We start from the raw sequence: 23,444 nt of genomic DNA, 5'->3' as shown, positions 1-23,444 counted from the left end.
TCCGGCACCGGAGGCTACCGCCCGAGCGGTAGCCTCCGGCCATGCATGCGATCACCATCGAACAGCCCGGCGGCCCCGACGCCCTGGTGTGGGCCGACGCACCCGACCCGGTGGCCGGTGACGGCGAGGTCCTCGTCGAGGTGGCGGCGAGCGCCGTAAACCGCGCCGACGTCCTGCAGCGGCAGGGTTTCTACAACCCTCCGCCCGGCGCCTCGCCCCATCCCGGCCTGGAGTGCTCCGGACGGATCTCCGCGATCGGGCCCGGGGTGTCCGGCTGGTCGGTCGGCGACGAGGTGTGCGCGCTGCTCTCCGGCGGCGGGTACGCGCAGCGGGTGGCCGTCCCGGCGGGCCAACTGCTGCCGGTACCGGCGGGCGTGGACCTGGTGACGGCGGCGGCCCTGCCGGAAGTCGTCTCCACGGTCTGGTCGAACGTGTTCATGGTGGCCGGCCTGCGCCCGGGCGAGACCCTGCTGGTGCACGGCGGATCGAGCGGCATCGGGACGATGGCGATCCAGCTCGCGAAGGCCGTGGGCGCGCGCGTCGCGGTCACGGCGGGCGGCAAGGAGAAGCTGGCGCGCTGCGCCGAGCTGGGCGCCGACATCCTGATCGACTACCGCGAGCAGGACTTCGTGGAGGAGCTCCGGGCGGCCACGGACGGTGCCGGGGCGGACGTGATCCTGGACATCATGGGCGCGAAGTACCTGACCCGGAACGTGGACGCACTGGCCGTGAACGGCCGCCTCGCCATCATCGGGCTCCAGGGCGGGGTCAAGGCGGAGCTCAACCTGGCCGCCCTGCTGGCGAAGCGGGCGGCGATCACCGCCACCACGCTCCGGGCGCGGCCCCTGGAGGAGAAGGCCGCGATCGTCGCGGCCGTACGGGAACACGTGTGGCCCCTGGTAGCGGGGGGCCGGATCCACCCGGTGGTCCACGCGACGTACCCGATGAGCGAGGCAGCCGAGGCCCACCGCGTCCTGGAGTCGAGCACCCACGTGGGCAAACTGCTCCTGACCACCTGAGCTGCATCCCACCCGGCGCCGCATCCAGCCCCGCCGGCGTTTGAGGCGCGGGGTCTGGGGCGGAGCCCCAGGGGGTCCGGGCGCAGCCCGGTACCCCTCCTCAGCCCGTCCGGCGCTTGAGGACCGGGGTCCGGGCAGAGCCCGGGGAACGGTGGAAGGGAGGGTAGGGGACTCCGCCCCGCAGGGCAGACCACCCGCACCCGCCCCACACCGGCGGAGCTACAGGCTGCGCAGCAGCATCGAGGGCGACTCGACGCAGTCGGCGACGTACCGCAGGAACCCACCCGCGGTCCCCCCATCGCACACCCGGTGATCGAAGGTCAGCGACAGCTGCACGACCTGACGGACCGCCAACTCCCCCCGGTGCACCCACGGCTTCGGAATAATGCGCCCCACACCGAGCATCGCCGCCTCGGGGTGGTTGATGATCGGCGTGGAGCCGTCAACCCCGAACACCCCGTAGTTGTTCAGGGTGAAGGTGCCGCCCGTGAGATCGGCCGGGGCCAGCTTCCCCGCCCGGGCCAGCTCCGTGAGCCGGGCGAACTCGGCCGACAGCGACTCCGTGCTGCGCGTGTGCGCGTCCCGGACCACCGGGACCATCAGACCCCGCTCCGTCTGCGCGGCGAAGCCCAGGTGCACGGCCGGCAGCCGGACGATCTCGTTCGCCGCCAGGTCCACCGTGGAGTTGAGCTCCGGGTGGCGGGCCAGGGCCGCCGTGCAGATCCGGGCGAGCAGCGCGAGCACCGAGATCTTGGGGCCGCCCGCGGCGTTCATCGCCGCCCGGGCCGCCATCAGCTCGGTGGCGTCCGCGTCGACCCAGCAGGTGGCGTCCGGGATCTCACGCCGGCTGCGCGACAGCTTGTCCGCGACCGCCCCGCGCACCCCCTTGAGGGGGATCCGCGTGGCGCCCTCCGGCACGGTGGAGGCGGCAACGGGGACGGCGGCGGCGGGGGCCGCCGCGGCCGGCGCCTGTGCCGGTGCGCGCAGCGCCGTCTCGACGTCCGCGCGCAGGATCAGGCCCTCGGGGCCCGATCCGCGCAGGGCGCGCAGGTCCACCCCGTGGTCCCGGGCCAGCTTGCGCACCAGCGGGGAGATGACCGGCACCGGCCCGGCGACGACGGCCGGTGCGGCGGCCGCCGGTGCCGTGACCGCCTGTGCCGCGGCACGTGCCATGACGGCAGGTGCCGTGACCGCCGGGACCGCGGCCGGAGCCGGACCTGCGGGAGCGGCCCCCGGCGCTGCGGAGCCGGGTCGCACCCGCCTCCGACGCGCCGGACGTGAGTGGTCCGTGCCGTAGCCGACCAGCACGTTCCCCGAGCCGGAGGAGGACTCCGCGGGCTCGTCCGCGCCATCGGCGAGGTCGGCGAGATCGGCGGCCGTGCCCACGGCCACGGTGATCAACGGGGCGCCGACGGGCAGTTCGGTCCCCTCCTCGCCGAAGCGGGCGGTGACCACGCCCCCGTACGGGCAGGGCACCTCCACCATCGCCTTGGCCGTCTCGACCTCGACGACGGGCTGGTCGATGGCGACGACGTCGCCGACCGCGACCAGCCAGCGGACGATCTCCGCCTCGGTCAGCCCTTCCCCCAGATCCGGCAGCTTGAACTCCATGACCTGCGGCATCAGTTCTCCCACTGCAGACGGGCCACGGTGTCCAGGATCCGGTCCACGCCGGGCAGGTGGTGCTTCTCCAGCATCGGCGGCGGATACGGGATGTCGAAGCCGGTGACGCGCAGCACGGGCGCCTCCAGGTGGTGGAAGCACCGCTCCGTGACCCGGGCGGCGATCTCCGCGCCCGGTCCGCCGAAGCCGCCGGACTCGTGGACCACCACCGCGCGCCCCGTCCGGCGTACGGAGGCCACGACGGTCTCCTCGTCGAAGGGGACCAGCGAGCGCAGGTCCACGACCTCCAGGTCCCAGCCCTCCTCGCGGGCCGCCTCGGCCGCCTCCATGCACACCGGCAGGGAGGGCCCGTAGGTGATCAGCGTCGCGCTCGTGCCGGTCCGCCGGACGAGCGCCTCGCCGATGCCGGGGACCGCCGCGGGGGCGTCGGGCGACCAGTCGGCCTTGGACCAGTACAGCCGCTTCGGCTCCAGGAAGATCACCGGGTCGTCGCTGGCTATCGAGGCGCGCAGCAGTCCGTACGCGTCCTCGACCGTCGCCGGCGTCACGACGGTGAGCCCGGGCGTGGCCACGTAGTACGCCTCGGAGGAGTCGCTGTGGTGCTCCACCCCGCCGATCCCGCCGCCGTACGGCACCCGGATCGTGATCGGGAGCGGCATCGCGCCCCGCGTGCGGTTGCGCATCTTCGCCACGTGCGAGATCAGCTGCTCGAAGGCCGGGTACGCGAACGCGTCGAACTGCATCTCCACGACCGGCCGCAGCCCGTACATGGCCATGCCGACGGCCGCGCCGAGTATGCCGGCCTCGGCAAGCGGAGTGTCCGTGCAGCGGTCCTCGCCGAACTCCTTCGCGAGGCCGTCCGTGATGCGGAAGACCCCGCCGAGCGCCCCGACGTCCTCGCCCATGACGTGGACCGTCGGGTCCTCGGCCATCGCGTCGCGCATGGCCCGGTTCAGGGCCTGGGCCATGGTCGCCGGCTTCGTGGCCGCCGGCTTCACCGCCACCGTGGTCATGATCCGTCCCCCTCTTCCTGCTCGGCCGCGTCCAGCTCGGCACGGAGCATGGCCGCCTGTTCGCGCAGCCGGCCGGTCTGCTCCGCGTAGACGTTTTCGAAGAGGTCCATCGGGTCGAGCACGGGCTCCGCGTTCATCCCGTCGCGGAGCGCCGCCGCCATCTCCTCGGCCGCGTCCTTGGCGGCCTTGATGCCCGCCTCGTCCAGCAGGCCGCGGGAGGTCAGCTCGCGCTCCAGCAGCTCGATCGGGTCGTGCGCCTTCCAGGCCTCGACCTCGGCGTCGCCCCGGTAGCGGGTGGCGTCGTCGGCGTTGGTGTGGGCCTCTATGCGGTACGTGACGGCCTCGATCATGGTCGGTCCGCCGCCGGCCCGGGCCCGCCGGACCGCTTCGGACAGCACCTCGTGCATGGCGGCGATGTCGTTGCCGTCGACGAGGCGGCCCGGCATCCCGTACCCCACGGCCTTGTGGGCCAGGGTCGGGGCGGCGGACTGCTTGGCGAGCGGGACGGAGATCGCGAAGCCGTTGTTCTGGACGAGGAAGACGACCGGCGCCTGCCAGACGGCGGCGAAGTTCATGGCCTCGTGGAAATCGCCCTCGCTGGTGCCGCCGTCGCCGACCATGGCGAGGGCGACCACGTCGTCCCCGCGCAGCCGGGCGGCGTGCGCCAGGCCGACCGCGTGCGGCAGCTGGGTGGCGAGCGGGGTCGAGAGCGGGGCTATCCGGCGCTCGCGCGGGTCGTACCCGGTGTGCCAGTCGCCGCGCAGCAGTGTTAGCGCCTGTACGGGATCCAGTCCGCGCGCGACGGCCGCGAGGGTGTCGCGGTAGCTCGGGAAGAGCCAGTCCCGCTCCTCCAGGACCATCGCGGCGGCGATCTCGCACGCCTCCTGGCCGACGGTGGAGGGATATACGGCCAGACGGCCCTGCCGGGTGAGGGCGGTGGCCTGGGCGTTGTAGCGGCGGCCGCGCACCAGCTCGGCGTAGCACCGGCGCATCAGCTCGGGGTCGAGCCGGTCGGCGGCCGGGGTGCCCAGCACCCGGTACGGCTCGGGGTCCGGGAGCAGCGGGGCGGCATCCGTACGGGGCCTCCAGGCGGGCGGCGGGGTGGAGCGGTGGGACGCACCGGCACCGGGCAGCTCTTGGACCGTCATGGCGGCGTACACCTCCTCGTGGGAAGCGGGCAGGGAGGCCACGGGTGTGAGGCCCCTCACCTACCGATTGTTCGGTTGTCCGGGCAATTTGGCTACAGGCGGCTCCAGGCTGTGGACAAAGTGGCGCCGACGCCCTGGTATGGGTGCAGGACGTCCAGGAGAGGCAGGCATCGGACGATGACGGATGAACAAATGGCCGGACCGGGTTCCGGAGCGGGTTCCGGACCGGGGGGCGCACTCGGGGGCGCGCCCGTACCGCCGGTAGCCCCCGGGCCGGCGGCACCGCCCCGCCCGCTGGACCCGATAGACCGGTCGATCGTGCGTCTGCTCCAGGCGGACGGCCGGGCCTCCATACGTTCTGTCGCCGAGCAGGTCCACGTGTCCCGGGCCAATGCCTATGCCCGGATCAACCGGCTCATCGACGACGGGGTGATCCGGGGGTTCACCGCCCGGGTCAACCACGAACGGGCAGGTCAGGGCGCCTCCGCCTATATCACCCTGAAGATCGTCCAGAACTCCTGGCGCACGGTCCGCGAACAGCTCCGCGAGCTCCCCGGCGCCGCCCACATCGCCCTGGTCAGCGGCGATTTCGACGTCCTGCTCCTGGTCCACACCCCGGATAACCGCACCCTGCGCGAACTGGTCCTGACCCGCCTCCAGGCCATCCCGGAGGTCCTCTCCACGCGCACCCTGCTGGTCTTCGAGGAAACGGATCTCCTGGCCCGCGACCAGACCGCCGGCCCCACGATCACGGAGGACTGAGGTCCGCCCCCGAGGGGCCGTCCAGCCCTTCCGGCCGGGACCCTCCTCCTCGCGTATGACAACCGGAGGTCCCGGGGACGCGTCTGCCCGGACATGAACACGAGCCCCACCTCCGACACCGGTCCCTCACCCTCGCCCGCGCAGCGCCTGCCCGAGCCGCTGCGCTCCCTGTGCTGGGCCTCGTCCATGACCGCCCTCGTCGTGGTCCTGGGCTACGCGGCCCACCGCTGGGCGGGCGCCGGAGCGGGCACGCCCCTGGAACCCCTGCCGGGCTCGCCGTGGCCGTACCTCACCGCCTGGGCCGTGCTCGGCTTCTGGGCGTTCCTGCTCGTGCGCTGGGTGGCGCACCATCTGCAGTGGGACGCCGTGTACGTCGCGGGACCCCTCTTCCTGGGCCTCCGCGTGGGCCTGGCCCACCGCCCGGACCTGACGCTCCTCTACGGGTACGGCGCGCTGACCCTGGCCGTCGCGGCCGGCGCCGTCCTCCTCTGGCGACTGCGGAGCCGCCCCGCGCGCACCCCGGACTGAGGGGTCAGCGGACCGTGCGCAGGCCGTCCAGGGCCATGCTGACCACCGCGTCCGCGAGCTGGTCGGGGGTGGTGCCCGGGTGCGGGCGGTACCACTCGACCAGGGAGTTGACCATGCCGAAGAGCAGCCGGGTGGCGAGCCGGATGTCCACGTCCGCCCGCAGGTCGCCCTCGGCGGCGGCGGCCTTCAGCAGCTCCGCGACCTGGTGGTCGAACTCGCGGCGGCGCTCCAGGGCCCAGCGCTCGGTGCGGGTGTTGCCCCGGACCCGCAGCAGCAGGGTCACGTAGGGGAGCTCCGCGACGAGGACCTCGACCGTGCGGCGCGTGACGTACTCGACGCGTTCGACCGCGCGTCCCCGTATCGCCCCCGGCTCGGCCAGGACCGCGAAGAGCTCGTCCAGGGCCCGGCTGACGGCGCGGTGGAGCAGCTCCTCCTTGCCGGCGACGTGGTGGTAGATCGAGGACTTCGAGATGCCGGCGGCCTTGGAGAGGTGCTCCATCGAGGTGCCGTCGTAGCCGCGCTCGTTGAAGACCTGGACGGCGACGGACAGGAGGGTCTCGGGCGTGTACGTGTCCCGCTTGGCCGTGGTCATTCGGTCTCCCCCGCCTCGTCGCCGGCGCCCTCTTCGTCCGCGCTGCCCTCGTCCGCGCCCTCGTCTTCGCCCGCCGCGTAGCCCAGCTTGTACAGCGCCAGCGACGGCGCGTACCGGCCTCCGGGACAGCGCTCGTCGAGGTGGTGCAGCAGGTCGTACGCCCAGTCGCGGCCGAGCCGGTCGTGCCATTCGGCCGGACCCGCCGGGTAGTTGACCCCGAGCCGCATCGCCGTGTCGATGTCCTCGGCGCCCGCCACCCCGCGCGCGACGGCGTCGGCGGTGAGGTCGATCAGCATCGCGACCGTCCGGGCGACGATCATGCCGGGGACGTCGCCGATGACGGAGACCTTCTTGCCCAGCTTCTGGAACAGCCCGACGGCCTCGGAGAGGGTCCGCTCGCTCGTGTCCTCGCTGGCGGAGAGCGCGATCCGGGTGGCGCCCCGGTAGTCGAAGGCGAGGTCGAAGTAGACGACGTCGGCGAACTCGATCGCCGTCTTGCCGTCGGCGAGCACGAGCTGCCCCTCGCCCGGGAGCTGGATGTACGGACCCCCGTGCTCGACGGCGGTGACCGCGATCCCGGCCTCCTCCAGGAGGTCGAGGAGTCCGGCCGCCGGTCCGAGGTCACCGACGACGGTCACCTTGGCGGGCGCGTCCTCGGGGCCTGCGGTGTGCGGGGCCGGGACCTTCGCGTCCGGGCCGTACGGGTACCAGCCGTGGCCCGACTTGCGGCCGAGGCGGCCCGACTGGACCAGCCGGCGCTGCGCGAGGGAGGGGGTGAACTTGGGGCTGCGGAAGAAGGACTCCCACACCGAGCGGGTGACGGCCTCGTTCACGTCCTGGCCGATCAGGTCGGTCAGCGCGAAGGGACCCATCTTGAAGCCGCCGCTCTCGCGGAGCACGGCGTCGATGGTGGCCGGGTCGGCGCCCTGCTCCTCGTACACCGCGAAGGCCTCGGCATAGAAGGGCCGGGCGATCCGGTTGACGATGAAGCCCGGGGTGTCGGCGCAGCGCACCGGCGTCTTCCCCCAGCCCAGGACGGTGGCGTACGCGCGGTTCGCGGCGGCCGGGTCCGTCGCGAACCCGGAGACCACCTCGACCAGCGGGAGCAGCGGGGCCGGGTTGAAGAAGTGCAGGCCCAGGAAGCGGCCGGGGTGCGCGAGGCCGGCGGCGAGCTCGGTGACCGAGAGGGAGGAGGTGTTGGTGGCGAGCAGCGCCTCCGGTGAGACCACCTCTTCGAGGGCCGCGAACAGGGCCCGCTTGACGGTGGCGTCCTCGACGACCGCCTCCACCACGAGGGCGGCTCCGGCCAGCTCCGGCAGCTCGGCCGCCGATGCGATCCGGCCGATCGCGTCCTCGGCCTCGGCGCGGTCCAGCCAGCCCTTGGCGGCCATCCGCTCGACGCGGTCCTGGACGAATCCGACCGCGTCGGCGGCCAGCACGGCGTCGATGTCGTAGATCAGCACGCGGTGACCTGCGAGAAGGGCGACTTGGGCGATGCCCTGCCCCATGGTGCCGGCGCCGACGACCGCCACTGTGCGGGACCGCTCGATTGCTGTCATGCCCAGATCCTCCCGCACCGACTTGTCCACAGGTCTGCCGGGCCCTCTTGTCCCGACCGATCGTTCGGTTACTCTAACTCCAGTCTGCTCTTGTTCATCCCTTCTTGCCTGCCCCGATCGCCTGATCCCGCCCGGCTCAAAGAGGAGTTGGTCCCTGATGGCCGCCGAGCTCACCGTCCCCCAGCTGTCCGCCAAGCACCGGCCCACCCTGGACCAGGCGCTGGCCACGATCCGCAGCCGCGCCTACTGGTCCCCGCACCCCGAGCACCCCAAGGCGTACGGGGAGACCGCGCCGGCCGACGGCCTCGCCGCCTTCGAGGCGCTGCGCGGCACCCGGCTCGACCTCGGGCAGCCCGGAACCGACGGCTGGACGGGCGCGGAGACCTCCCCGTACGGCGTGGAGCTCGGCGTCGAGTACCCGCACGTGGACCCGGAGGTGCTGCTGCCCGCGATGCGGGCCGGCATGGGCGCCTGGCGTGACGCCGGGCCCGAGGCGCGCGCCCTGGTCTGCATCGAGATCCTGGCCCGGATCTCGGCGCGGACGCACGAGTTCGCGCACGCGGTCATGCACACCAGCGGCCAGGCCTTCATGATGGCGTTCCAGGCCGGCGGCCCGCACGCACAGGACCGCGGCCTGGAGGCGATCGCCTACGCCTACGAGGAGCAGACCCGCGTCCCGGGGCAGGCCGACTGGTCGAAGCCGCAGGGCAAGAAGGACCCGCTGGAGCTCGGCAAGACCTTCACGGCCGTCCCGCGCGGCATCTCCCTGATGATCGGCTGCAACACCTTCCCCACCTGGAACGGCTACCCGGGCATCTTCGCCTCCCTCGCCACGGGCAACCCGGTGCTGGTCAAGCCGCACCCGCGCGCCGTGCTCCCGCTCGCGCTGACCGTCCAGGTGGCCCGCGAGGTCCTCGGCGACGCCGGCTTCGACCCGAACCTGGTCGCCCTGGCCGTGGAGCGTCCCGGCGAGGGCATCGCCAAGGAGCTCGCCGTCCGTCCCGAGATCAAGGTCATCGACTACACCGGGTCCACCGAGTTCGGCGAGTGGCTGGAGGCCAACGCCCGCCAGGCGCAGGTCTACACGGAGAAGGCCGGCGTCAACACCGTCGTCCTGGACTCCACCGACAACTACAAGGGGATGCTCTCCAACCTGGCGTTCTCTCTGTCCCTGTACAGCGGCCAGATGTGCACCACCCCGCAGAACCTGCTGATCCCGCGCGACGGCATCGAGACGGACGCCGGGCACAAGACGTACGACGAGGTCGTCGCGGACCTCGCGGGCGCGGTCGGCGGCCTGCTCGGCGACGACGCGCGGGCCAACGCCCTGCTCGGCGCGCTGGTCAACCCGGACGTCAAGGCCCGCCTGGAGGCCGCAGCCGGGCTCGGCGAGGTCGCGCTGGCCTCGCGCGAGGTGACGCACCCCGACTTCCCGGGCGCGGTCGTGCGCACGCCGGTGATGGTCAAGCTGGACTCGTCCAAGCCGGACGACTCCGCCCCCTACCTCTCGGAGTGCTTCGGCCCGGTCTCCTTCGCGGTGGCGGTCGACTCCACGGCGGACGCCCTCGAACTGCTGCGGCGCACCGTCCGCGAGCAGGGCGCCATGACGGTCGGGGCGTACACCACGTCCGCGGACACCGAGCGGGCCATCGAGGAGGTCTGCCTGGAGGAGTCGGCGCAGCTCTCGCTGAACCTGACGGGCGGGGTCTATGTGAACCAGACCGCGGCCTTCTCCGACTTCCACGGCTCCGGCGGAAACCCGGCGGCGAACGCCGCGCTGTGCGACGGGGCGTTCGTGTCGAACCGCTTCCGCGTGGTGGAGGTCCGCCGCCAGGGCTAGAAGGTCTCCTTCGGCCCGCCCCAGTGGAAGAGGGTCATGGCCACGCTGGTGGCCAGGTTGTAGCTGGAGACCTGCGGCCGCATCGGCAGGGACACCAGGTGATCGGCGCGGGCGCGCAGCTCGGGCGAGATGCCGTGGCGTTCGGAGCCGAAGGCGAGCAGGGCCTCGTCCGGGAGGGTGAGGGCGCGGATGTCCTCGCCCTCCGGGTCGAGGGCGTACAGCGGGCCGGGCGGCAGCGTGCCGAGCTCCACCCGGTCCACGGTGGTGGCGTAGTGCAGCCCCGCGCCGGCCCGGACCACGTTGGGGTGCCAGGGGTCGAGGTCGCCGCGGGTGACCACGCCGGTGGCGCCGAAGCCGGCGGCGAGCCGGACGACGGCGCCGACGTTGCCCAGGTTGCGGGGGTTGTCGAGGAGCACGATCGGGGCCGTCCTGGGCCGTGCGTCGAGCCGGGCCCGTCCCTCCGCCCGGCCGGGCCGGACCGCCAGGGCCGCCACCCCGGTGGGGTGCACCCGCGCCAGCAGGCCCTTGAGCGGGGCCCGCCGCACCAGCCGGGCCACCTGCGCCTCCACGTCCGGAGCCAGCTCGCGCGCGAGGCCCCGTACGGCGTCCGGCTCCTCGGCGACGACCAGCCGGACGTCCGCCCCGAAGCGCAGGGCGTGCTTCAGCGCGTGGAACCCGTCGAGGAGGACGAGATCCTCCCGCTCGGCGGCCTCCCGCCACTGCCGTTCGGTGTCGTCGGGGGTCCCGCTGTTCCCGTGCTGCTCACTCATACCGCGACCCTACGGTCCCGGCCCGATCCCTCCTCGCCGGCCCGATCCAGCCCCGCCGGCGTTTGAGGCGCGGGGTCTGGGGCGGAGCCCCAGGGTCTTTCAGCCCGTCCGGCGCTTGAGGACCGGGGTCCGGGCAGAGCCCGGGGAACGGTGGAAGGGAGGGTAGGGGACGGCCCCGCAGGGTCGGGCCTCAGCGCGGGACGGGGCTGGGGAGCGCGGGCTCGGGGTCCGCGTAGGGCTCCGGCCCCGGCAGGGGCCGCCTCCCACGAACCCGCCGCGCAGCGACCCGCGCGCCGAGCCAGACCAGAAAGCCGGTCGGCAGGAACACCGCGTCGGCGGCGATCATCGCCAGCGAGAAGAACGGCAGGCCCAGCAGCACCGCGATCCCGGCGTGCTCCAGCATCATCAGCGCCAGCAGCACGTTCTTGATCCGCCGGTTGAACAGCGTGAACGGGAAGGCCACCTGGACCGCGACCGTCCCGTAGGACAGCAGCATGACCAGCGTGCCGCTGCTCGCGAGGAAGGCCGAGACCCCGGGCCACGGGGTGAAGTAGTCCAGGTTCAGCGGGTAGTACAGCGCCGTGCCGTCCTGCCACCGCGAACCCTGGATCTTGTACCAGCCGGCCGTCGCGTAGATCAGGCAGACCTCCACCATGATCACCAGCATCCCGGCGTTGTGCAGCAGGTTGGCCAGGACGTCGAGGACCGCCCGCCCCTCCCCCTCCGGGTCGTAGCGGTCGACCATCCACCACAGCGCCGCGAGCACCCACAGGGCCGCGAACACCACCAGCCAGCCGGTGCTGAACCGCCCGGTCGCGGCCCCGTACGCGAACACCGCGCCGAGCACGCCCCACAGCACCGGCCCCGCCCGCCCGGCCGAGGCCGAGCCGAGGCGGCGGGCGCGGCGGGCGTCCAGCGACCACACCTGCGCGCACCGGGTCAGCACGAGGTAGATCGCCATCAGGTGGATGACGTTGTCCCCGCCGTCGCCCATGAAGACGCTGCGGTTCTGCAGGGACAGCACGCCGACCATGAACAGCACGGAGGTCGCCCGGGTGCGCCAGCCCAGCATCAGCAGGGCGGACGACAGCACGGCCACGGCGTAGACGATCTCGAACCAGAGCGCCGAATCCGACCACATCAGCACCGTGAAGGCGCGGTTCGTGTCGATCAGCCGCCGCGCCAGCTCCCAGCTCCACGGCCCGTCCGGCCCGTAGAGCTCGTGGCGGTGGGGGAACTCCCGCAGCAGGAAGAACAGCCAGGTACCGGCGAAGCCGATCCGGACCACGGCGCTCTGGTACGGACCCAGCGCCTGCCCGCTGACCCGGGCCAGCGCCCGGCCGGCGGAGGCCTTGAGCCCCGTCACACCGTCCACCACGGCAGCTCCCGGTAGTACGTCTGGGTGTCGGCCTCCTCGTCGGACCACGCGGGCGCGGGGACCTCCGTCGTCGCCGCGCGCAGCTGGATCCGTACGATCCGGCCCTCTGTGACGCGGCCGGGCCGGCCGCCCTCGCCCACCGGCGTGTCGGCCGGGGTGCGCGGGTCCAGCCGGTCCAGGGCGATCCGGCGCAGGTACTGCTCGGAGAGTTCGCCGCGCTCGCCGGTGGACTTGTTGTCCTCGTCGTGCGAGGTGGTGAAGAAGTCCCAGGCCCGGCGGAGCTCGTTCTGCTCGGTGTGGCTCGGCAGGAGGCTGTGGCGGATGGCCGCGCCGTCCTCGGCGGAGAGCCCGCGCCAGTCGCCCGTCACCAGCAGGCCGTCGTCCGTCCGCACTTCCGCGCGCACCTCCACGGCGATGTTCTGCTGGAGCGGGTTGGGGGCGAAGAGCTTCCAGTTCTGTTCGAACTCGGGGTAGATCCAGCCGTCGATCACGCGCGCGTGCCGCTTGCTGACCGTGTTGGACGGGGCCACGTGCAGGAAGACGAGAGCCAGGTGCCAGCAGGCGGCCACCGCCACCGCACCGAGCGCGAGGGCCGTGACGACCCGGTACGGGGTGGACAGGCCGGCGATTCCGGGCGCCCTGGGAAGGGGCGGAGCCTCTCCTTCCAGGGGCTCGCGCTCGTTCGAATCCATCCCGCCCCGATCATCCGGTGTCCACAGGGTTGACCACAGAGGTTGACACCCTACGGGCCCTCGTCCCACCATTGAAGAGCATGAACCGAACGATCGGTCGGTCGGGCGGGACGAGGCGGGAAAAGACCTCTGACAGGGGGCCGTGATGGTGGCAGTGACCCCGGCAGTGACATCGGGGACCGGGGGGCGGGACGCGGGACGCGACGCGGGGATCAGCGTGACCGCCGACCTCGGCGCGCAGCTCGCGGCGGCGTTCGACGCGGCCGTGGCGGCCGACGAGCGGGTGGAGCCGCGCGACTGGATGCCCGACGAGTACCGCGCCTCACTGGTCCGCCAGATGGCCCAGCACGCCCATTCCGAGATCATCGGCATGCAGCCCGAGGCGAACTGGATCACCCGCGCGCCCTCACTGCGCCGCAAGGCGATCCTGATGGCCAAGGTCCAGGACGAGGCCGGTCACGGGCTGTACCTGTACAGCGCCGCCGAGACGCTGGGCACCAGCCGCGACGAGCTCCTCGACAAGCTCCACGCCGGGAAGCAGAAGTACTCCTCGATCTTCAACTACCCGACGCTGACCTGGGCCGACGTCGGCGCGATCGGCTGGCTCGTGGACGGCGCGGCGATCACCAACCAGGTCCCGATCTGCCGCTGCTCCTACGGGCCGTACGCCCGGGCCATGGTCCGGATCTGCAAGGAGGAGTCCTTCCATCAGCGCCAGGGGTACGAGCTGCTCCTCGCCCTCTCCCGGGGCACCGAGGCCCAGCACGCGATGGCGCAGGACGCCGTCGACCGGTGGTGGTGGCCCTCGCTGATGATGTTCGGCCCGCCCGACGCCGAGTCGGGACACTCGGCGCAGTCGATGGCCTGGCGCATCAAGCGCCACACCAATGACGACCTGCGCCAGCGCTTCGTGGACATCGCCGTCCCGCAGGCCGAGTCGCTGGGGCTGACGCTGCCCGACCCGGACCTGAAGTGGAACGAGGAGCGCGGACACCACGACTTCGGAGCCATCGACTGGGCGGAGTTCTGGGAAGTGCTCAAGGGCAACGGCCCGTGCAACGAAGAGCGGATCGGACAGCGCCGCGCGGCGCACGAGGAAGGCGCCTGGGTGCGCGACGCGGCCGCGGCGTATGCGGAGAAGCAGGCGGCGGCCACGGCGGCCGCGGCGGCAAACGGAAGCGAGGCTCGGGTATGACGCAGAACTGGCCCCTGTGGGAGGTGTTCGTCCGCTCGCGGCGCGGCCTCTCGCACACGCACGCGGGCAGCCTGCACGCCCCCGACGCGGAGATGGCCCTGCGCAACGCCCGCGATCTCTACACCCGGCGCGGCGAGGGCATCTCCATCTGGGTGGTGCCCTCCACGGAGATCACCGCCTCCTCCCCGGACGAGCGGGACCCGTTCTTCGCCCCGTCCGCCGACAAGCCGTACCGGCACCCCACCTTCTACGAGATCCCCGAGGGGGTGCAGCACCTGTGACGAGCACCGAGACGAGCACCGGAGCGGGTACGGCGGCCGTGGCGGCCGCGCTGGCCCTCGGCGACGACGCACTGATCCTTTCGCACCGCCTCGCCGAGTGGGCGGGCCACGCGCCCGTCCTGGAGGAGGAGGTCGCCCTCGCCAACATCGCCCTCGACCTGCTCGGCCAGGCCCGCGTCCTGCTGTCGACGGCCGGCGACGAGGACGAGCTGGCCTACCTCCGCGAGGAGCGGTCCTTCCGCAACCTCCAGCTGGTCGAGCAGCCGAACGGCGACTTCGCCCACACGATCGCGCGCCAGCTCTACTTCTCGCTCTACCAGCACGAGCTCTACGGGGAACTCGCCCTCGGCGACGGCCCGTTCGCGCCGCTCGCCGCCAAGGCGGTCAAGGAGACCGCCTACCACCGCGACCACGCCGAGCAGTGGACCCTGCGGCTCGGCGACGGCACGGAGGAGAGCCGGCGCCGGATGCGGGCCGGCCTGGACGGGCTGTGGAAGTTCACCGGGGAGCTGTTCCGGCCGGTGGACGGGCTCGAAGAGATCGACTGGGCCGCCCTGGAAGGCCGTTGGCTGGCCGCGCTGGGCGGCGTACTGGAGCGGGCCGGGCTGGAGCCGCCCCAGGGGCCGCGGCACGGCGCCTGGGCCGCCGGAGCCGGCCGGCAGGGACTGCACACCGAGTCGTTCGGCCGCCTGCTCGCGGAGATGCAGCACCTGCACCGCAGCCACCCGGGGGCATCGTGGTGACCACCGCCGGCGCGGGCACCGGCACCGACAGGACCCGGCTGGAGGTGGAGCTGGCCGCGCTGGCCGGCTCCGTCCCCGACCCCGAACTGCCCGTGATCACCCTCGCCGAGCTCGGCGTGATGCGCGGGGTGCGGATGCACGAGGACGGCCACGTGGAGGTCACCCTGACCCCCACCTACACCGGCTGCCCGGCCATCGAGGCCATGTCCGCCGACATCAAGCGGGTCCTGACCGACCACGGCATACCGGAGGTCCGGGTGCGGACCGTGCTGGCCCCCGCCTGGTCCACCGACGACATCAGCGCCGAAGGCCGCCGCAAGCTGGCGGAGTTCGGCATCGCCCCGCCGCGGCCGCACGCCGCCGGCGGCCCGGTTCCGCTCGCCCTGTCCGTCCGCTGCCCGAACTGCGGATCGACCGACACCGAGCTGCTCAGCCGGTTCTCCTCCACCGCGTGCAAGGCGCTGCGCCGCTGCATCGCCTGCCGCGAACCGTTCGACCACTTCAAGGAGCTGTAGATGGCCGTGTCACCGCCGTCGCCCACGCCGGTGGCGCCCGAAGGCCCGGCGGCCGCCGCCTCGGCGCGCCCCGCGCGCCACGGCGCGTTCCACACCTTGACGGTGACGGCGGTCGACCGGCTCACCGAGGACTCCGTCGCCCTGACCCTGGCCGTCCCGCCGGAGCTGCGCGCCGACTACCGGCACGCCCCCGGCCAGCACCTCACCCTGCGCCGCGGCGGTTCCGGCGCCCCGGCCGGCACCGCGGAGGGGCGGCGTACGTACTCGATCTGCTCCCCCGCCCAGGCCGCGGACGGGCCCGGTCCCGCCTCGCTGCAGGTCGGGGTGCGGCTGGTGGAGGGCGGGGAGTTCTCCTCCTTCGCCCACAAGGAGATCGCCGCCGGGGACGTCCTGGACGTGATGGTCCCGGCCGGCCGGTTCATCCTGGACCCCGCGGCGGCTCCGGCCGCCGCGCACTACGCCGCGATCGTCGGCGGCAGCGGCATCACCCCGGTGCTGTCGATCGCCGCCACCCTCCTCGCCGCCCGCCCCGACGCACGGTTCTGCCTGGTGCGCAGCGACCGCAGCGCGGCCTCGACGATGTTCCTGGAGGAGGTCGCCGACCTCAAGGACCGCTACCCCGACCGGTTCCAGCTCGTCACCGTGCTGTCCCGCGAGGAGCAGGAGGCCGGGCTGCCCTCGGGCCGGCTCGGCGAGGAGCGGCTGACGGAGCTGCTGCCCGCCCTGCTGCCGGTCGCGGAGGTGACGGGCTGGTTCCTGTGCGGGCCGTACGGCCTGGTGACGGGAGCGGAGAAGGCGCTGGGCGCGCTCGGCGTGCTCCGCACCCGGGTCCACGAGGAGGTCTTCCACGTCGAGGACACCGCCCCGCCCGCGCGCACCGCCGCGGCCGACGCCACCCGCGGCCGGGTCACGGCCCGGCTCGACGGCCGCTCGGGCACCTGGCCCGTGCGCGACGGCGAGTCCCTGCTCGACGCGGTGCTGCGGGCCCGCGCGGACGCCCCGTACGCCTGCAAGGGCGGGGTGTGCGGCACCTGCCGGGCGTTCGTCGTATCGGGCGAGGTGCGGATGGACCGCAATTTCGCGCTGGAGGAGCGGGAGACGGAGGCCGGGTTCGTGCTGGCCTGCCAGTCGCACCCGGTGTCGGAGGACGTGGAGATCGACTTCGACCGCTGAGCCCCTGCCGTCCCCCTGTCAAATTTTAAGAACGTGTTCTATCTTGACGCACCGTCAGGCAGAGCGCGATCCGGGTACGCGGGAGGACAGGCAGTGGACTTCACCTTCACCGAGGAGCAGCAGGCCGCCGTCGAGGCGGCCAAGGCCGTGTTCGCGGATGTGGCCCCCGACGGCGTGCCCAGCCCCGCCCTCACCCCGCGGGCGGTGGCCGAGGAGTTCGACCGCGAGCTGTGGGCGAAGCTCGCGGACTCCGACCTGCTGAGCCTGGTCCTCACCGAGGAGCACGGCGGCTCCGGACTCGACGCCATCGCCCTGTGCCTGGTCCTGCGCGAGGCGGCGAGGGTACTGGCCCGGGTGCCGCTGCTGGAGCACTGCGCCACCGCCATGGCCGTCCAGACCCACGGCAGCCCCGAGCTGGCCGGCGCTCTGCTGCCCGGCGCCGGGCAGGGCAGCCTCGTCCTCACCGTCGCCGCGCACGGCCGCAGCGGCCACGACCCGGCCGAGCTGGCCGTCACCGCACGGCGGGACGGGGACACCTGGGTCCTGGAGGGGCTCCAGACGGCCGTCGCCTGGGGGCACAGCGCCGACTGGATCGCCGTACCGGCCCACACCGGGGAGGGCGAGGGGGTCCTCGCGTTCGTCCCCCGGGGCGCCGAGGGCCTGTCCCTCGCGGAGCAGTACTCCACCAGCGGGGAGCGGCTGGCCGAGCTCACCCTCGACGGCGTACGGGTCCCGGCCGCGCACCTGATCGACGCGCCCGGCGCCTGGGACCACCTGCGCCAGCTCCTGGCCACCGGGACCTGCGCGCTCGCGCTCGGCCTCGGCGAGAACGTGCTCACCATGACCAGCCAGTACACGAGCAAGCGCGAGCAGTTCGGCTTCCCGGTGGCCAGCTTCCAGGCCGTCGCCGTCCAGGCCGCCGACCGCTACATCGACCTGCGCGCCATGGAGGTCACCCTCTGGCAGGCCGCCTGGCGGCTCGACGCCTCCACGGGCGGAGCGGGCGGGCCGCTGCCGAGCGCCGGAGACGTGGCCGTGGCCAAGATCTGGGCCTCCGAGGGCGTACGCCGCGTCGTGCAGACCGCACAGCACCTGCACGGCGGCTTCGGCGCCGACACCGACTACCCGCTGCACCGCTACCACGCCTGGGCCAAGCAGCTGGAACTCCAGCTCGGCCCGGCAGCGGCCCACGAGGAGGCGCTGGGCGACCTGCTGGCCGCCCACCCCCTCGGCTAGTGCTGCGGTCACAGCACTAGCCGCGGACGGGGCCGCCGTCTCAGACGACGAAGCCCGGGGCGCCCGCGTCGGTGACGACCGGGCGGCCCGCGGCCTCCCAGTCCTGCATGCCGCCGGACACGTTCACGGCGTCGATGTCCTGGCCCCGCAGATACTGGGCCACCTGGGCGGAGCGTCCGCCGACCCGGCACATCACGTAGACCGGGCGGTCGTCCTCGATCTTCTCGGTCAGCTCACCGATGCGCGCCACGAACTCGCTCATCGGGATGTGCAGCGCACCCTCGGCATGGCCGGCCGCCCATTCGTCGTTCTCGCGAACGTCGAGGACAAAGGCTTCGGAGGGCAGCGCGGCGGCGTCCACCGAGGGAAGCGGTCCGGAGTTCATAGCTGTCGCCTTCTCTCGTCACGGATAGGTGAGCCAACCTATCCGACGGGCCTTCCGCGGCTCACGGAGTGATCAGTGCCGCCAGTTCCGCCTCGCGCTTCGCGACATCGGCGAGGAGCTGCTCCGCGATCTCCTCCAGCAGCCGGTCCGGGTCCTCCGGGGCCATCCGCAGCATCGACCCGATCGCGCTGTCCTCCAGCTCCCGGGCCACCACCGACAGCAGCTCCTTGCGGCGCGAGAGCCACTCCAGGCGCTCGTACAGCTCCTCGCTCTCGCTCAGCCGCACGGCGGCCGGCGCCGGGCCCTCCGCCCACTCCTGGGCCAGCTCGCGCAGGAGCTGCTCCTCGCCGCGCCCGTACGCCGCGTTGACCCGCGCGATGAACTCGTCGCGCCGCTCGCGCTCGGCCTCGTCCTGGGCGAGGTCGGGGTGCGCCTGGCGGACCAGCTCGCGGTAGAGGCGGCGCACCTCCTCCGGCGGCCGCACCCGCTCCGGCGGCCGCACCGCGCGGTCGGTGAGCATCGCGGAGGCGTCGTCGGACATCCCGTCCGAGTCCATCCAGTCGTGGAACAGCTCGTCCACCCCGGGCATGGGCATCACCAGCGAGCGGGCCTCGCGTGCACGGCGCAGGTCCTCCGGATCCCCGGTGCTCGCGGCCTTCGCCTCGGCGATCAGGGCGTCCAGCTCGTCGAGGCGCGAGTACATCGGCCCGAGCTTCTGGTGGTGCAGGCGGGAGAAGTTCTCCACCTCCACCCGGAAGGTCTCCACCGCGATCTCGAACTCGATCAGTGCCTGCTCGGCCGCCCGCACGGCGCGCTCCAGGCGCGCCTCGGGCCGCTCGTCGGCAGCGGGGCCGGGGCCGGAGCCGGGCTCGGACGCTTCGGGAACAGTCTGCTCGCTCACCCGGCCAGCCTAAGGCCCTGACGCCCGGGTGTTTCACGTGAAACATCCACCGGTTTCACGTGAAACATCCCGCCCCCGGCTCGGATGCCGGCGCTCGGACGCCGGCGCTCGGACCCCAGCCGCTCAGACCCCGGTCGTCGCCGCGATCCGCCCCGCCCGCACGGCCGCCACCAGCACCGCGTGGTCGGCCTCGCTCCGGTCGGCGTAGGCCACGGCGAAGCCGGCAATGGCCTCGTCCAGCTCGTCGCTCTTGCCGCAGTACCCGGCCAGCAGCCGGGGATCAGCGCTGTGCGCGTGGGCCCGCGCCAGCAGGGCTCCGGTCATCCGCCCGTAGTCGTCGAACTGGTCGGCGGCCAGCGCCGCCGGGTCCACGCTGCCCTTGCGGTTGCGGAACTGGCGGACCTGGAATGGCCGCCCCTCCACCGTCGTCCAGCCCAGCAGGATGTCGGAGACCACCTGCATCCGCTTCTGCCCGGCCACCACCCGGCGGCCCTCGTGCTCCTCCGGCGGGGAGACGAAGCCGAGCCCGGGCAGGTGCGGCAGCAGCGCGGAGGGCCGGGCCTCCTTCACCTGGAGGACCAGCGCCTCACCCCGGTGGTCCAGCAGCAGCACCACGTAGGAGCGGGTACCGACGCTGCCCGTGCCCACCACCCGGAAGGCCACGTCGTGGATCGCGTACCGGGCCAGCAGCGGCAGCCGGTCGCCCTGCAGCGTCTCCAGGTACGGGCCCAGCGCGGCCGCCACGGCCGCCGCCTCCCCGTCCCCGACCCGGCGCAGCACGGGCAGCGCGTCCACGAAGGCCCGGCCACCGTCGGGCGTGGGCTCCGTGGACTTGGCCGCGAACCGGGCGGAGGTGTTGTTGCGGGCCTTCTCCGAGACCCGTTCCAGCGTGCCCAGCAGGTCACGGGCGTCGGTGTGCGAGACCAGCTCCTCGTCCGCGATGGCGTTCCACGCGTCGAGGGCGGGCAGTTTGGCCAGCAGGCGCATCGTGCGCCGGTAGGCGCCCGCCGCGTCGTGCGCGGCCGCCCGGCAGGTGTCCTCGTCGGCTCCGGCCACCCGGCCGGCCAGGACCAGCGAGGTGGCCAGCCGCTTGAGGTCCCACTCCCACGGGCCGAAGACGGTCTCGTCGAAGTCATTGAGGTCGATGACCAGCCGGCCGCGCGCGTCCCCGTACAGCCCGAAGTTGGCCGCGTGGGCGTCCCCGCAGATCTGCGCGCCGATCCCGGTGACAGGACCGCCGGAGAGGTCGTGCGCCATCAGCCCGGCCGCACCGCGCAGGAACGTGAAGGGGTTGGCGGCCATCCGGCCGACCCGTATCGGCGTCAGCTCGGGGACCCGCCCGACGTTGGACTCCTCCACCGCCCGTACCGCGTCCGGCCGGTCGGCCGGTGCCTCGAACCGCGCGTGCGCAGCCCGGGGCACCCGCGTGCGCAGCGCCTTGCCCGCCTCCCGGGGAGACCCGGCGGGTGAACCGGCGAAACCGGCCGGCGAACCCGCGGCCCGCGCCGCCGACCCCGCGGAGTACCGCGGAGCGAACCCCTCGACCACCGGGATCCGTACCTTCGGCTCCGGTTCCACGCCCCGCTGCTGCGCTACCACCGTCATGCGCCCCGCCCCCTGATCGCCATCGGATTTCGGCCCGACCGTACCTAGAGCCCGGCGTCCCTGGCCAGCAGGGCCGCCTGCACCCGGTTCTCGCATTCCAGTTTCGCCAGGATCCGGCTCACGTACGTCTTCACCGTGGCCTCGCTCATGTGCAGCCGCCGCCCCGCGTCCGCGTTCGACAGCCCCTCCCCCAGCAGCGCCAGTACCCCGCGCTCGCGCTCGCTCAGTTCGGCCACCAGACGCCGCGCTTCCTCGTCACGGCCGGCCGTCCGGCCGGACGCCAGCTGGTCCACCACGTGCCGGGTCGCCGCCGGGGACAGGTACGCGTCCCCCGCCGCGGCCGCCCGTACGGCGCCGATGAGTTCGCCGGGCGCCGAGTCCTTCAGCAGGAACCCCGCTCCGCCTCCGCTCAGCGCCCGCAGCACGTTCTCCTTCTCCCCGAAGGTGGTCAGGATCAGCGCCCGCACCTCGGGCGCCGCCCGCCCGAGCTCGGCCAGCGCCGTCAGCCCGTCCATCACCGGCATCTGGATGTCCAGCAGCACCACGTCCGGGCCGTGCGCCCGGGCCAGTTCCACCGCCTCCCGGCCGTTCGCCGCCTCGGCGACGACCTCGATGTCCGCCGCCGAGGTCAGGATCATCCTGATCCCGGCCCGGATCAGCGGCTCGTCATCAGCGATCACCACGCGGATCACCTTGGCTGTCACCCGTGCTCCTACTGCTTGGCCTGGTACGCCTGCTTGTCGACGAGCTTGCCGTCCTTGAAGCAGAACCGGAAAACGCTGTCGCTGCCCAGGTCGGAATCGTCGTCCGCCAGAAAGACCACACAGGCCGCGCCCTGCGGACGCGGCGGCCCCTTCCGGTCGAGCCCCTCGGTCAGGATGCTGTCCCCGCTGGGCAGCTGCGAACGTACCGCTTCCTCCGATTCGCCCACGTGGACGGCGTCGTACTCGGCCTTGCCGAGCATCGCGTCGCCCACCGATCCCACCAGCAGCGCCACCGCGGCCCCGATCACGATCAGCAGCACCACGACGGCCGCGACCGCGATCCCGCAGCCCAGCGTCACGCCCCCGACGCGGCCGTTCCCGCTCAGCAGCTTCCGGTCGACCGCGTCCCAGTCCACCGGCCCGGCGCTTCCGCTCAGTGTCCTGGCCTGCATCTGCTGTCCGAAGTCGTCGGCGACCCCGCCCGCCCCGGCCTCCTCGGCCCCCGCCTCCTCGGCCCCGGCCGGCTCGGTCCCGTACGGGAGCACCCCGGCCACCCGGAACCCTCCGCCCTCCACGGCCCCCGCGTAGACCATGCCTCCGACCAGCCGGGCCCGTTCGCGCAGCCCGGTCAGCCCCTGGCCGCCGGACACCACCTCACCGGCGCCCGGGCCGGCCGCCGGACCGTTGGCGATCTCCACCACCAGGGAGTCGTCCTCGTACCGCAGTTCCACCGTGATGGGCGCGCCCGGCGCGTGCTTGTAGGCGTTGGTCAGCGCCTCCTGCGCGATCCGGTACGCCGCGTGGTCGCACGCCGCGACCAGCGGCCTGGGCTGCCCCGCCGTGGTGAGCCGTACGTCCGTCCCCGCGCTCCGCGCCGACTCCACGATCCCGGCGATGCCCGCCACCCCGCGCGCGGCCGGCTGCGCCTCTTCGACCGGCAGCGGCGCCTCCACCCCGTCCCGCAGGATGCCGACGACCTCGCGCAGCTCGTGCATGGCCGCGACCGAGGCCTGGCGCAGGACGCCCACCGCCTCGCGCTGCCGGTCGGTCAGGACCGGATCGACCTCCAGCGCACCGGTGTGCACCGAGATCAGCGCGAGCTGGTGGCCGAGGCTGTCGTGCATGTCCTGGGCGATGCGCTGGCGTTCGCGCAGCCGGGCCTGCCCCGCGACCATCGCCCGCTCCCGCAGCAGCTGGGCGTTGCGCTCCTGGAGGGCGCGCAGCAGCGTGTGGCGCTGGGACCAGTAGCGGCTGGCCAGACCGGGCATGACCACCATGGCCAGGAACATCAGCGCGCTGAAGACGACGATCAGCACCGCGCGGCCCTGCGGAAACTCCTTGACCACGCTGAGGCCGATGGCCAGGGCGAAGGCCGCGCTGAAGGCACCGAGCGCCCGTCCGACGCCGACGATGCGCCGCCCCGCCGACCAGCCGAGGGGGATCGCCACGAGGAAGGCCCCGGGCAGGTAGACACCCACCGCCGAGCCCGCCACCAGGGTGAACACCGGCAGCCGCCGCCGCAGCAGGGTCAGCACCACGACGACCACGGAACTGGCCAGCATCCGCGCCCCGGAGCCCTTGTCGAGATCCTCGACCCCCAGCCCGAGCAGCACCAGCACCCCGGCCAGGGCCAGATCCCCCGCCAGCATCCGCCGGGTCCAGGGCTCGGGCCCCTTCACCCAGTCCCGTCCCGCACGCACCCTCGCCGTCACATTCACCCGCCCGACCCTAGACACCGCGCCACCACCGGGCTGCCCTCTTTAGTCGCGCCCCCGGCAACGA

The 23,444-nt window shown here is 73.4% G+C and carries 23 protein-coding genes; 10 read left to right on the top strand and 13 right to left on the bottom strand.

The features are described from left to right. Window positions 1-41: 41 nt before the first annotated feature. Window positions 42-1,019, top strand: a complete 978-nt coding sequence (locus AC061S_RS08770; protein ID WP_478685263.1) for an NAD(P)H-quinone oxidoreductase — start codon at window positions 42-44, stop codon at window positions 1,017-1,019. A 219-nt stretch (window positions 1,020-1,238) separates the two neighbouring features. On the opposite strand, the gene AC061S_RS08765 is transcribed toward AC061S_RS08770, so the two are convergent. Genes AC061S_RS08765 through pdhA form a run of 3 tightly spaced genes read right to left on the bottom strand, consistent with a single transcriptional unit; the run spans window position 1,239 to window position 4,803 of the window. After that, window positions 1,239-2,642 carry a dihydrolipoamide acetyltransferase family protein gene (locus AC061S_RS08765; RefSeq protein ID WP_478685262.1) on the bottom strand — a complete coding sequence of 468 codons (1,404 nt, stop codon included), beginning with the start codon at window positions 2,640-2,642 and terminating at the stop codon, window positions 1,239-1,241. Continuing rightward, a complete protein-coding gene (locus AC061S_RS08760) occupies window positions 2,642-3,655 on the bottom strand; it encodes an alpha-ketoacid dehydrogenase subunit beta (RefSeq protein ID WP_478685261.1) in 1,014 nt (337 codons plus the stop codon). The genes AC061S_RS08765 and AC061S_RS08760 overlap by 1 nt, the downstream gene beginning before the upstream one ends. Beyond that, on the bottom strand, window positions 3,652-4,803 hold the full coding sequence (gene pdhA / locus AC061S_RS08755) for a pyruvate dehydrogenase (acetyl-transferring) E1 component subunit alpha (RefSeq protein WP_478685289.1): 1,152 nt from the start codon (window positions 4,801-4,803) through the stop codon (window positions 3,652-3,654). Before pdhA ends, AC061S_RS08760 begins: the two co-directional genes overlap by 4 nt. Window positions 4,804-4,980: 177 nt before the next feature. On the opposite strand from pdhA, the gene AC061S_RS08750 reads away from it, so the two are divergent. Beyond that, a complete protein-coding gene (locus AC061S_RS08750) occupies window positions 4,981-5,565 on the top strand; it encodes an Lrp/AsnC family transcriptional regulator (RefSeq protein ID WP_478685260.1) in 585 nt (194 codons plus the stop codon). 93 nt (window positions 5,566-5,658) lie between these two features. Further along, window positions 5,659-6,093: a hypothetical protein gene (locus tag AC061S_RS08745; protein ID WP_478685259.1), complete on the top strand. Its 435-nt coding sequence runs from the start codon at window positions 5,659-5,661 to the stop codon at window positions 6,091-6,093. A 4-nt stretch (window positions 6,094-6,097) separates the two neighbouring features. On the opposite strand, the gene AC061S_RS08740 is transcribed toward AC061S_RS08745, so the two are convergent. Together AC061S_RS08740 and AC061S_RS08735 are read right to left on the bottom strand one after the other, a co-directional pair. Further along, entirely contained in the window at window positions 6,098-6,685 is a 588-nt protein-coding gene (locus AC061S_RS08740; RefSeq protein WP_478685258.1) for a TetR/AcrR family transcriptional regulator, read from the bottom strand. Then, the gene (locus AC061S_RS08735; protein ID WP_478685257.1) at window positions 6,682-8,244 is read right to left on the bottom strand and encodes a 3-hydroxyacyl-CoA dehydrogenase; all 1,563 of its coding nucleotides are present in this window, start codon (window positions 8,242-8,244) and stop codon (window positions 6,682-6,684) included. Before AC061S_RS08735 ends, AC061S_RS08740 begins: the two co-directional genes overlap by 4 nt. A 157-nt stretch (window positions 8,245-8,401) precedes the next feature. Here AC061S_RS08735 and paaN point away from each other — a divergent pair, with 157 nt between their 5' ends. Beyond that, a complete protein-coding gene (paaN, locus tag AC061S_RS08730) occupies window positions 8,402-10,084 on the top strand; it encodes a phenylacetic acid degradation protein PaaN (protein ID WP_478685256.1) in 1,683 nt (560 codons plus the stop codon). Here paaN and AC061S_RS08725 read toward each other — a convergent pair. From AC061S_RS08725 to AC061S_RS08715, 3 genes are all read right to left on the bottom strand, one after another. After that, window positions 10,081-10,854 carry a TrmH family RNA methyltransferase gene (locus tag AC061S_RS08725; RefSeq protein ID WP_478685255.1) on the bottom strand — a complete coding sequence of 258 codons (774 nt, stop codon included), beginning with the start codon at window positions 10,852-10,854 and terminating at the stop codon, window positions 10,081-10,083. The two genes, paaN and AC061S_RS08725, sit on opposite strands and share 4 nt — an antisense overlap. A 190-nt stretch (window positions 10,855-11,044) precedes the next feature. Beyond that, on the bottom strand, window positions 11,045-12,220 hold the full coding sequence (locus AC061S_RS08720; RefSeq protein WP_478685288.1) for an HTTM domain-containing protein: 1,176 nt from the start codon (window positions 12,218-12,220) through the stop codon (window positions 11,045-11,047). Further along, a complete protein-coding gene (locus AC061S_RS08715; protein ID WP_478685254.1) occupies window positions 12,217-12,996 on the bottom strand; it encodes a DUF5819 family protein in 780 nt (259 codons plus the stop codon). The genes AC061S_RS08720 and AC061S_RS08715 overlap by 4 nt, the downstream gene beginning before the upstream one ends. A gap of 73 nt (window positions 12,997-13,069) precedes the next feature. Here AC061S_RS08715 and paaA point away from each other — a divergent pair, with 73 nt between their 5' ends. The 6 genes from paaA to AC061S_RS08685 all read left to right on the top strand — a co-directional run bounded on the left by paaA (window position 13,070) and on the right by AC061S_RS08685 (window position 18,067). After that, window positions 13,070-14,119: a 1,2-phenylacetyl-CoA epoxidase subunit PaaA gene (gene paaA, locus AC061S_RS08710; RefSeq protein ID WP_478685253.1), complete on the top strand. Its 1,050-nt coding sequence runs from the start codon at window positions 13,070-13,072 to the stop codon at window positions 14,117-14,119. Then, window positions 14,116-14,400: a 1,2-phenylacetyl-CoA epoxidase subunit PaaB gene (gene paaB / locus AC061S_RS08705; RefSeq protein WP_243331024.1), complete on the top strand. Its 285-nt coding sequence runs from the start codon at window positions 14,116-14,118 to the stop codon at window positions 14,398-14,400. Before paaA ends, paaB begins: the two co-directional genes overlap by 4 nt. Beyond that, the gene (paaC, locus tag AC061S_RS08700) at window positions 14,397-15,143 is read left to right on the top strand and encodes a 1,2-phenylacetyl-CoA epoxidase subunit PaaC (RefSeq protein WP_478685252.1); all 747 of its coding nucleotides are present in this window, start codon (window positions 14,397-14,399) and stop codon (window positions 15,141-15,143) included. The genes paaB and paaC overlap by 4 nt, the downstream gene beginning before the upstream one ends. Then, entirely contained in the window at window positions 15,140-15,658 is a 519-nt protein-coding gene (gene paaD, locus AC061S_RS08695; RefSeq protein WP_478685287.1) for a 1,2-phenylacetyl-CoA epoxidase subunit PaaD, read from the top strand. Before paaC ends, paaD begins: the two co-directional genes overlap by 4 nt. Next, a complete protein-coding gene (locus AC061S_RS08690) occupies window positions 15,659-16,831 on the top strand; it encodes a 2Fe-2S iron-sulfur cluster-binding protein (RefSeq protein ID WP_478685251.1) in 1,173 nt (390 codons plus the stop codon). Between the two features lie 93 nt (window positions 16,832-16,924). Then, window positions 16,925-18,067, top strand: coding sequence for an acyl-CoA dehydrogenase family protein (locus tag AC061S_RS08685; RefSeq protein ID WP_478685250.1), 1,143 nt, complete (start codon window positions 16,925-16,927; stop codon window positions 18,065-18,067). 40 nt (window positions 18,068-18,107) lie between these two features. On the opposite strand, the gene AC061S_RS08680 is transcribed toward AC061S_RS08685, so the two are convergent. The 5 genes from AC061S_RS08680 to AC061S_RS08660 all read right to left on the bottom strand — a co-directional run bounded on the left by AC061S_RS08680 (window position 18,108) and on the right by AC061S_RS08660 (window position 23,380). Beyond that, window positions 18,108-18,452: a rhodanese-like domain-containing protein gene (locus AC061S_RS08680; RefSeq protein WP_478685249.1), complete on the bottom strand. Its 345-nt coding sequence runs from the start codon at window positions 18,450-18,452 to the stop codon at window positions 18,108-18,110. A gap of 61 nt (window positions 18,453-18,513) precedes the next feature. Then, entirely contained in the window at window positions 18,514-19,353 is an 840-nt protein-coding gene (locus tag AC061S_RS08675; RefSeq protein ID WP_478685248.1) for a J domain-containing protein, read from the bottom strand. Between the two features lie 123 nt (window positions 19,354-19,476). Continuing rightward, window positions 19,477-20,958 carry a DUF2252 domain-containing protein gene (locus tag AC061S_RS08670; protein ID WP_478685247.1) on the bottom strand — a complete coding sequence of 494 codons (1,482 nt, stop codon included), beginning with the start codon at window positions 20,956-20,958 and terminating at the stop codon, window positions 19,477-19,479. Window positions 20,959-21,002: 44 nt separating this feature from the next. Then, on the bottom strand, window positions 21,003-21,650 hold the full coding sequence (locus AC061S_RS08665) for a response regulator (protein ID WP_478685286.1): 648 nt from the start codon (window positions 21,648-21,650) through the stop codon (window positions 21,003-21,005). A gap of 20 nt (window positions 21,651-21,670) precedes the next feature. Next, window positions 21,671-23,380, bottom strand: a complete 1,710-nt coding sequence (locus AC061S_RS08660; protein WP_478685246.1) for a sensor histidine kinase — start codon at window positions 23,378-23,380, stop codon at window positions 21,671-21,673. Window positions 23,381-23,444 lie beyond the last annotated feature (64 nt).

Source organism: Streptomyces sp. CA189 (assembly GCF_056428985.1).
Note: the sequence above shows the minus strand (reverse complement) of the source record. Positions and strands in the feature narration are given on the sequence as shown.

Excerpts from the sequence above, each read along its gene's own strand:
- paaB (WP_243331024.1), top strand. The coding sequence starts at position 14,116 with ATGACGCAGAACTGGCCCCTGTGGGAGGTGTTCGTCCGCTCGCGGCGC.
- AC061S_RS08740 (WP_478685258.1), bottom strand. The coding sequence starts at position 6,685 with ATGACCACGGCCAAGCGGGACACGTACACGCCCGAGACCCTCCTGTCC.
- AC061S_RS08750 (WP_478685260.1), top strand. The coding sequence starts at position 4,981 with ATGACGGATGAACAAATGGCCGGACCGGGTTCCGGAGCGGGTTCCGGA.
- AC061S_RS08725 (WP_478685255.1), bottom strand. The coding sequence starts at position 10,854 with ATGAGTGAGCAGCACGGGAACAGCGGGACCCCCGACGACACCGAACGG.
- AC061S_RS08745 (WP_478685259.1), top strand. The coding sequence starts at position 5,659 with ATGAACACGAGCCCCACCTCCGACACCGGTCCCTCACCCTCGCCCGCG.
- pdhA (WP_478685289.1), bottom strand. The coding sequence starts at position 4,803 with ATGACGGTCCAAGAGCTGCCCGGTGCCGGTGCGTCCCACCGCTCCACC.
- AC061S_RS08760 (WP_478685261.1), bottom strand. The coding sequence starts at position 3,655 with ATGACCACGGTGGCGGTGAAGCCGGCGGCCACGAAGCCGGCGACCATG.
- AC061S_RS08670 (WP_478685247.1), bottom strand. The coding sequence starts at position 20,958 with ATGACGGTGGTAGCGCAGCAGCGGGGCGTGGAACCGGAGCCGAAGGTA.
- paaA (WP_478685253.1), top strand. The coding sequence starts at position 13,070 with ATGGTGGCAGTGACCCCGGCAGTGACATCGGGGACCGGGGGGCGGGAC.
- AC061S_RS08690 (WP_478685251.1), top strand. The coding sequence starts at position 15,659 with ATGGCCGTGTCACCGCCGTCGCCCACGCCGGTGGCGCCCGAAGGCCCG.
- AC061S_RS08735 (WP_478685257.1), bottom strand. The coding sequence starts at position 8,244 with ATGACAGCAATCGAGCGGTCCCGCACAGTGGCGGTCGTCGGCGCCGGC.
- AC061S_RS08680 (WP_478685249.1), bottom strand. The coding sequence starts at position 18,452 with ATGAACTCCGGACCGCTTCCCTCGGTGGACGCCGCCGCGCTGCCCTCC.
- AC061S_RS08715 (WP_478685254.1), bottom strand. The coding sequence starts at position 12,996 with ATGGTGGGACGAGGGCCCGTAGGGTGTCAACCTCTGTGGTCAACCCTG.
- paaN (WP_478685256.1), top strand. The coding sequence starts at position 8,402 with ATGGCCGCCGAGCTCACCGTCCCCCAGCTGTCCGCCAAGCACCGGCCC.
- AC061S_RS08765 (WP_478685262.1), bottom strand. The coding sequence starts at position 2,642 with ATGCCGCAGGTCATGGAGTTCAAGCTGCCGGATCTGGGGGAAGGGCTG.
- AC061S_RS08770 (WP_478685263.1), top strand. The coding sequence starts at position 42 with ATGCATGCGATCACCATCGAACAGCCCGGCGGCCCCGACGCCCTGGTG.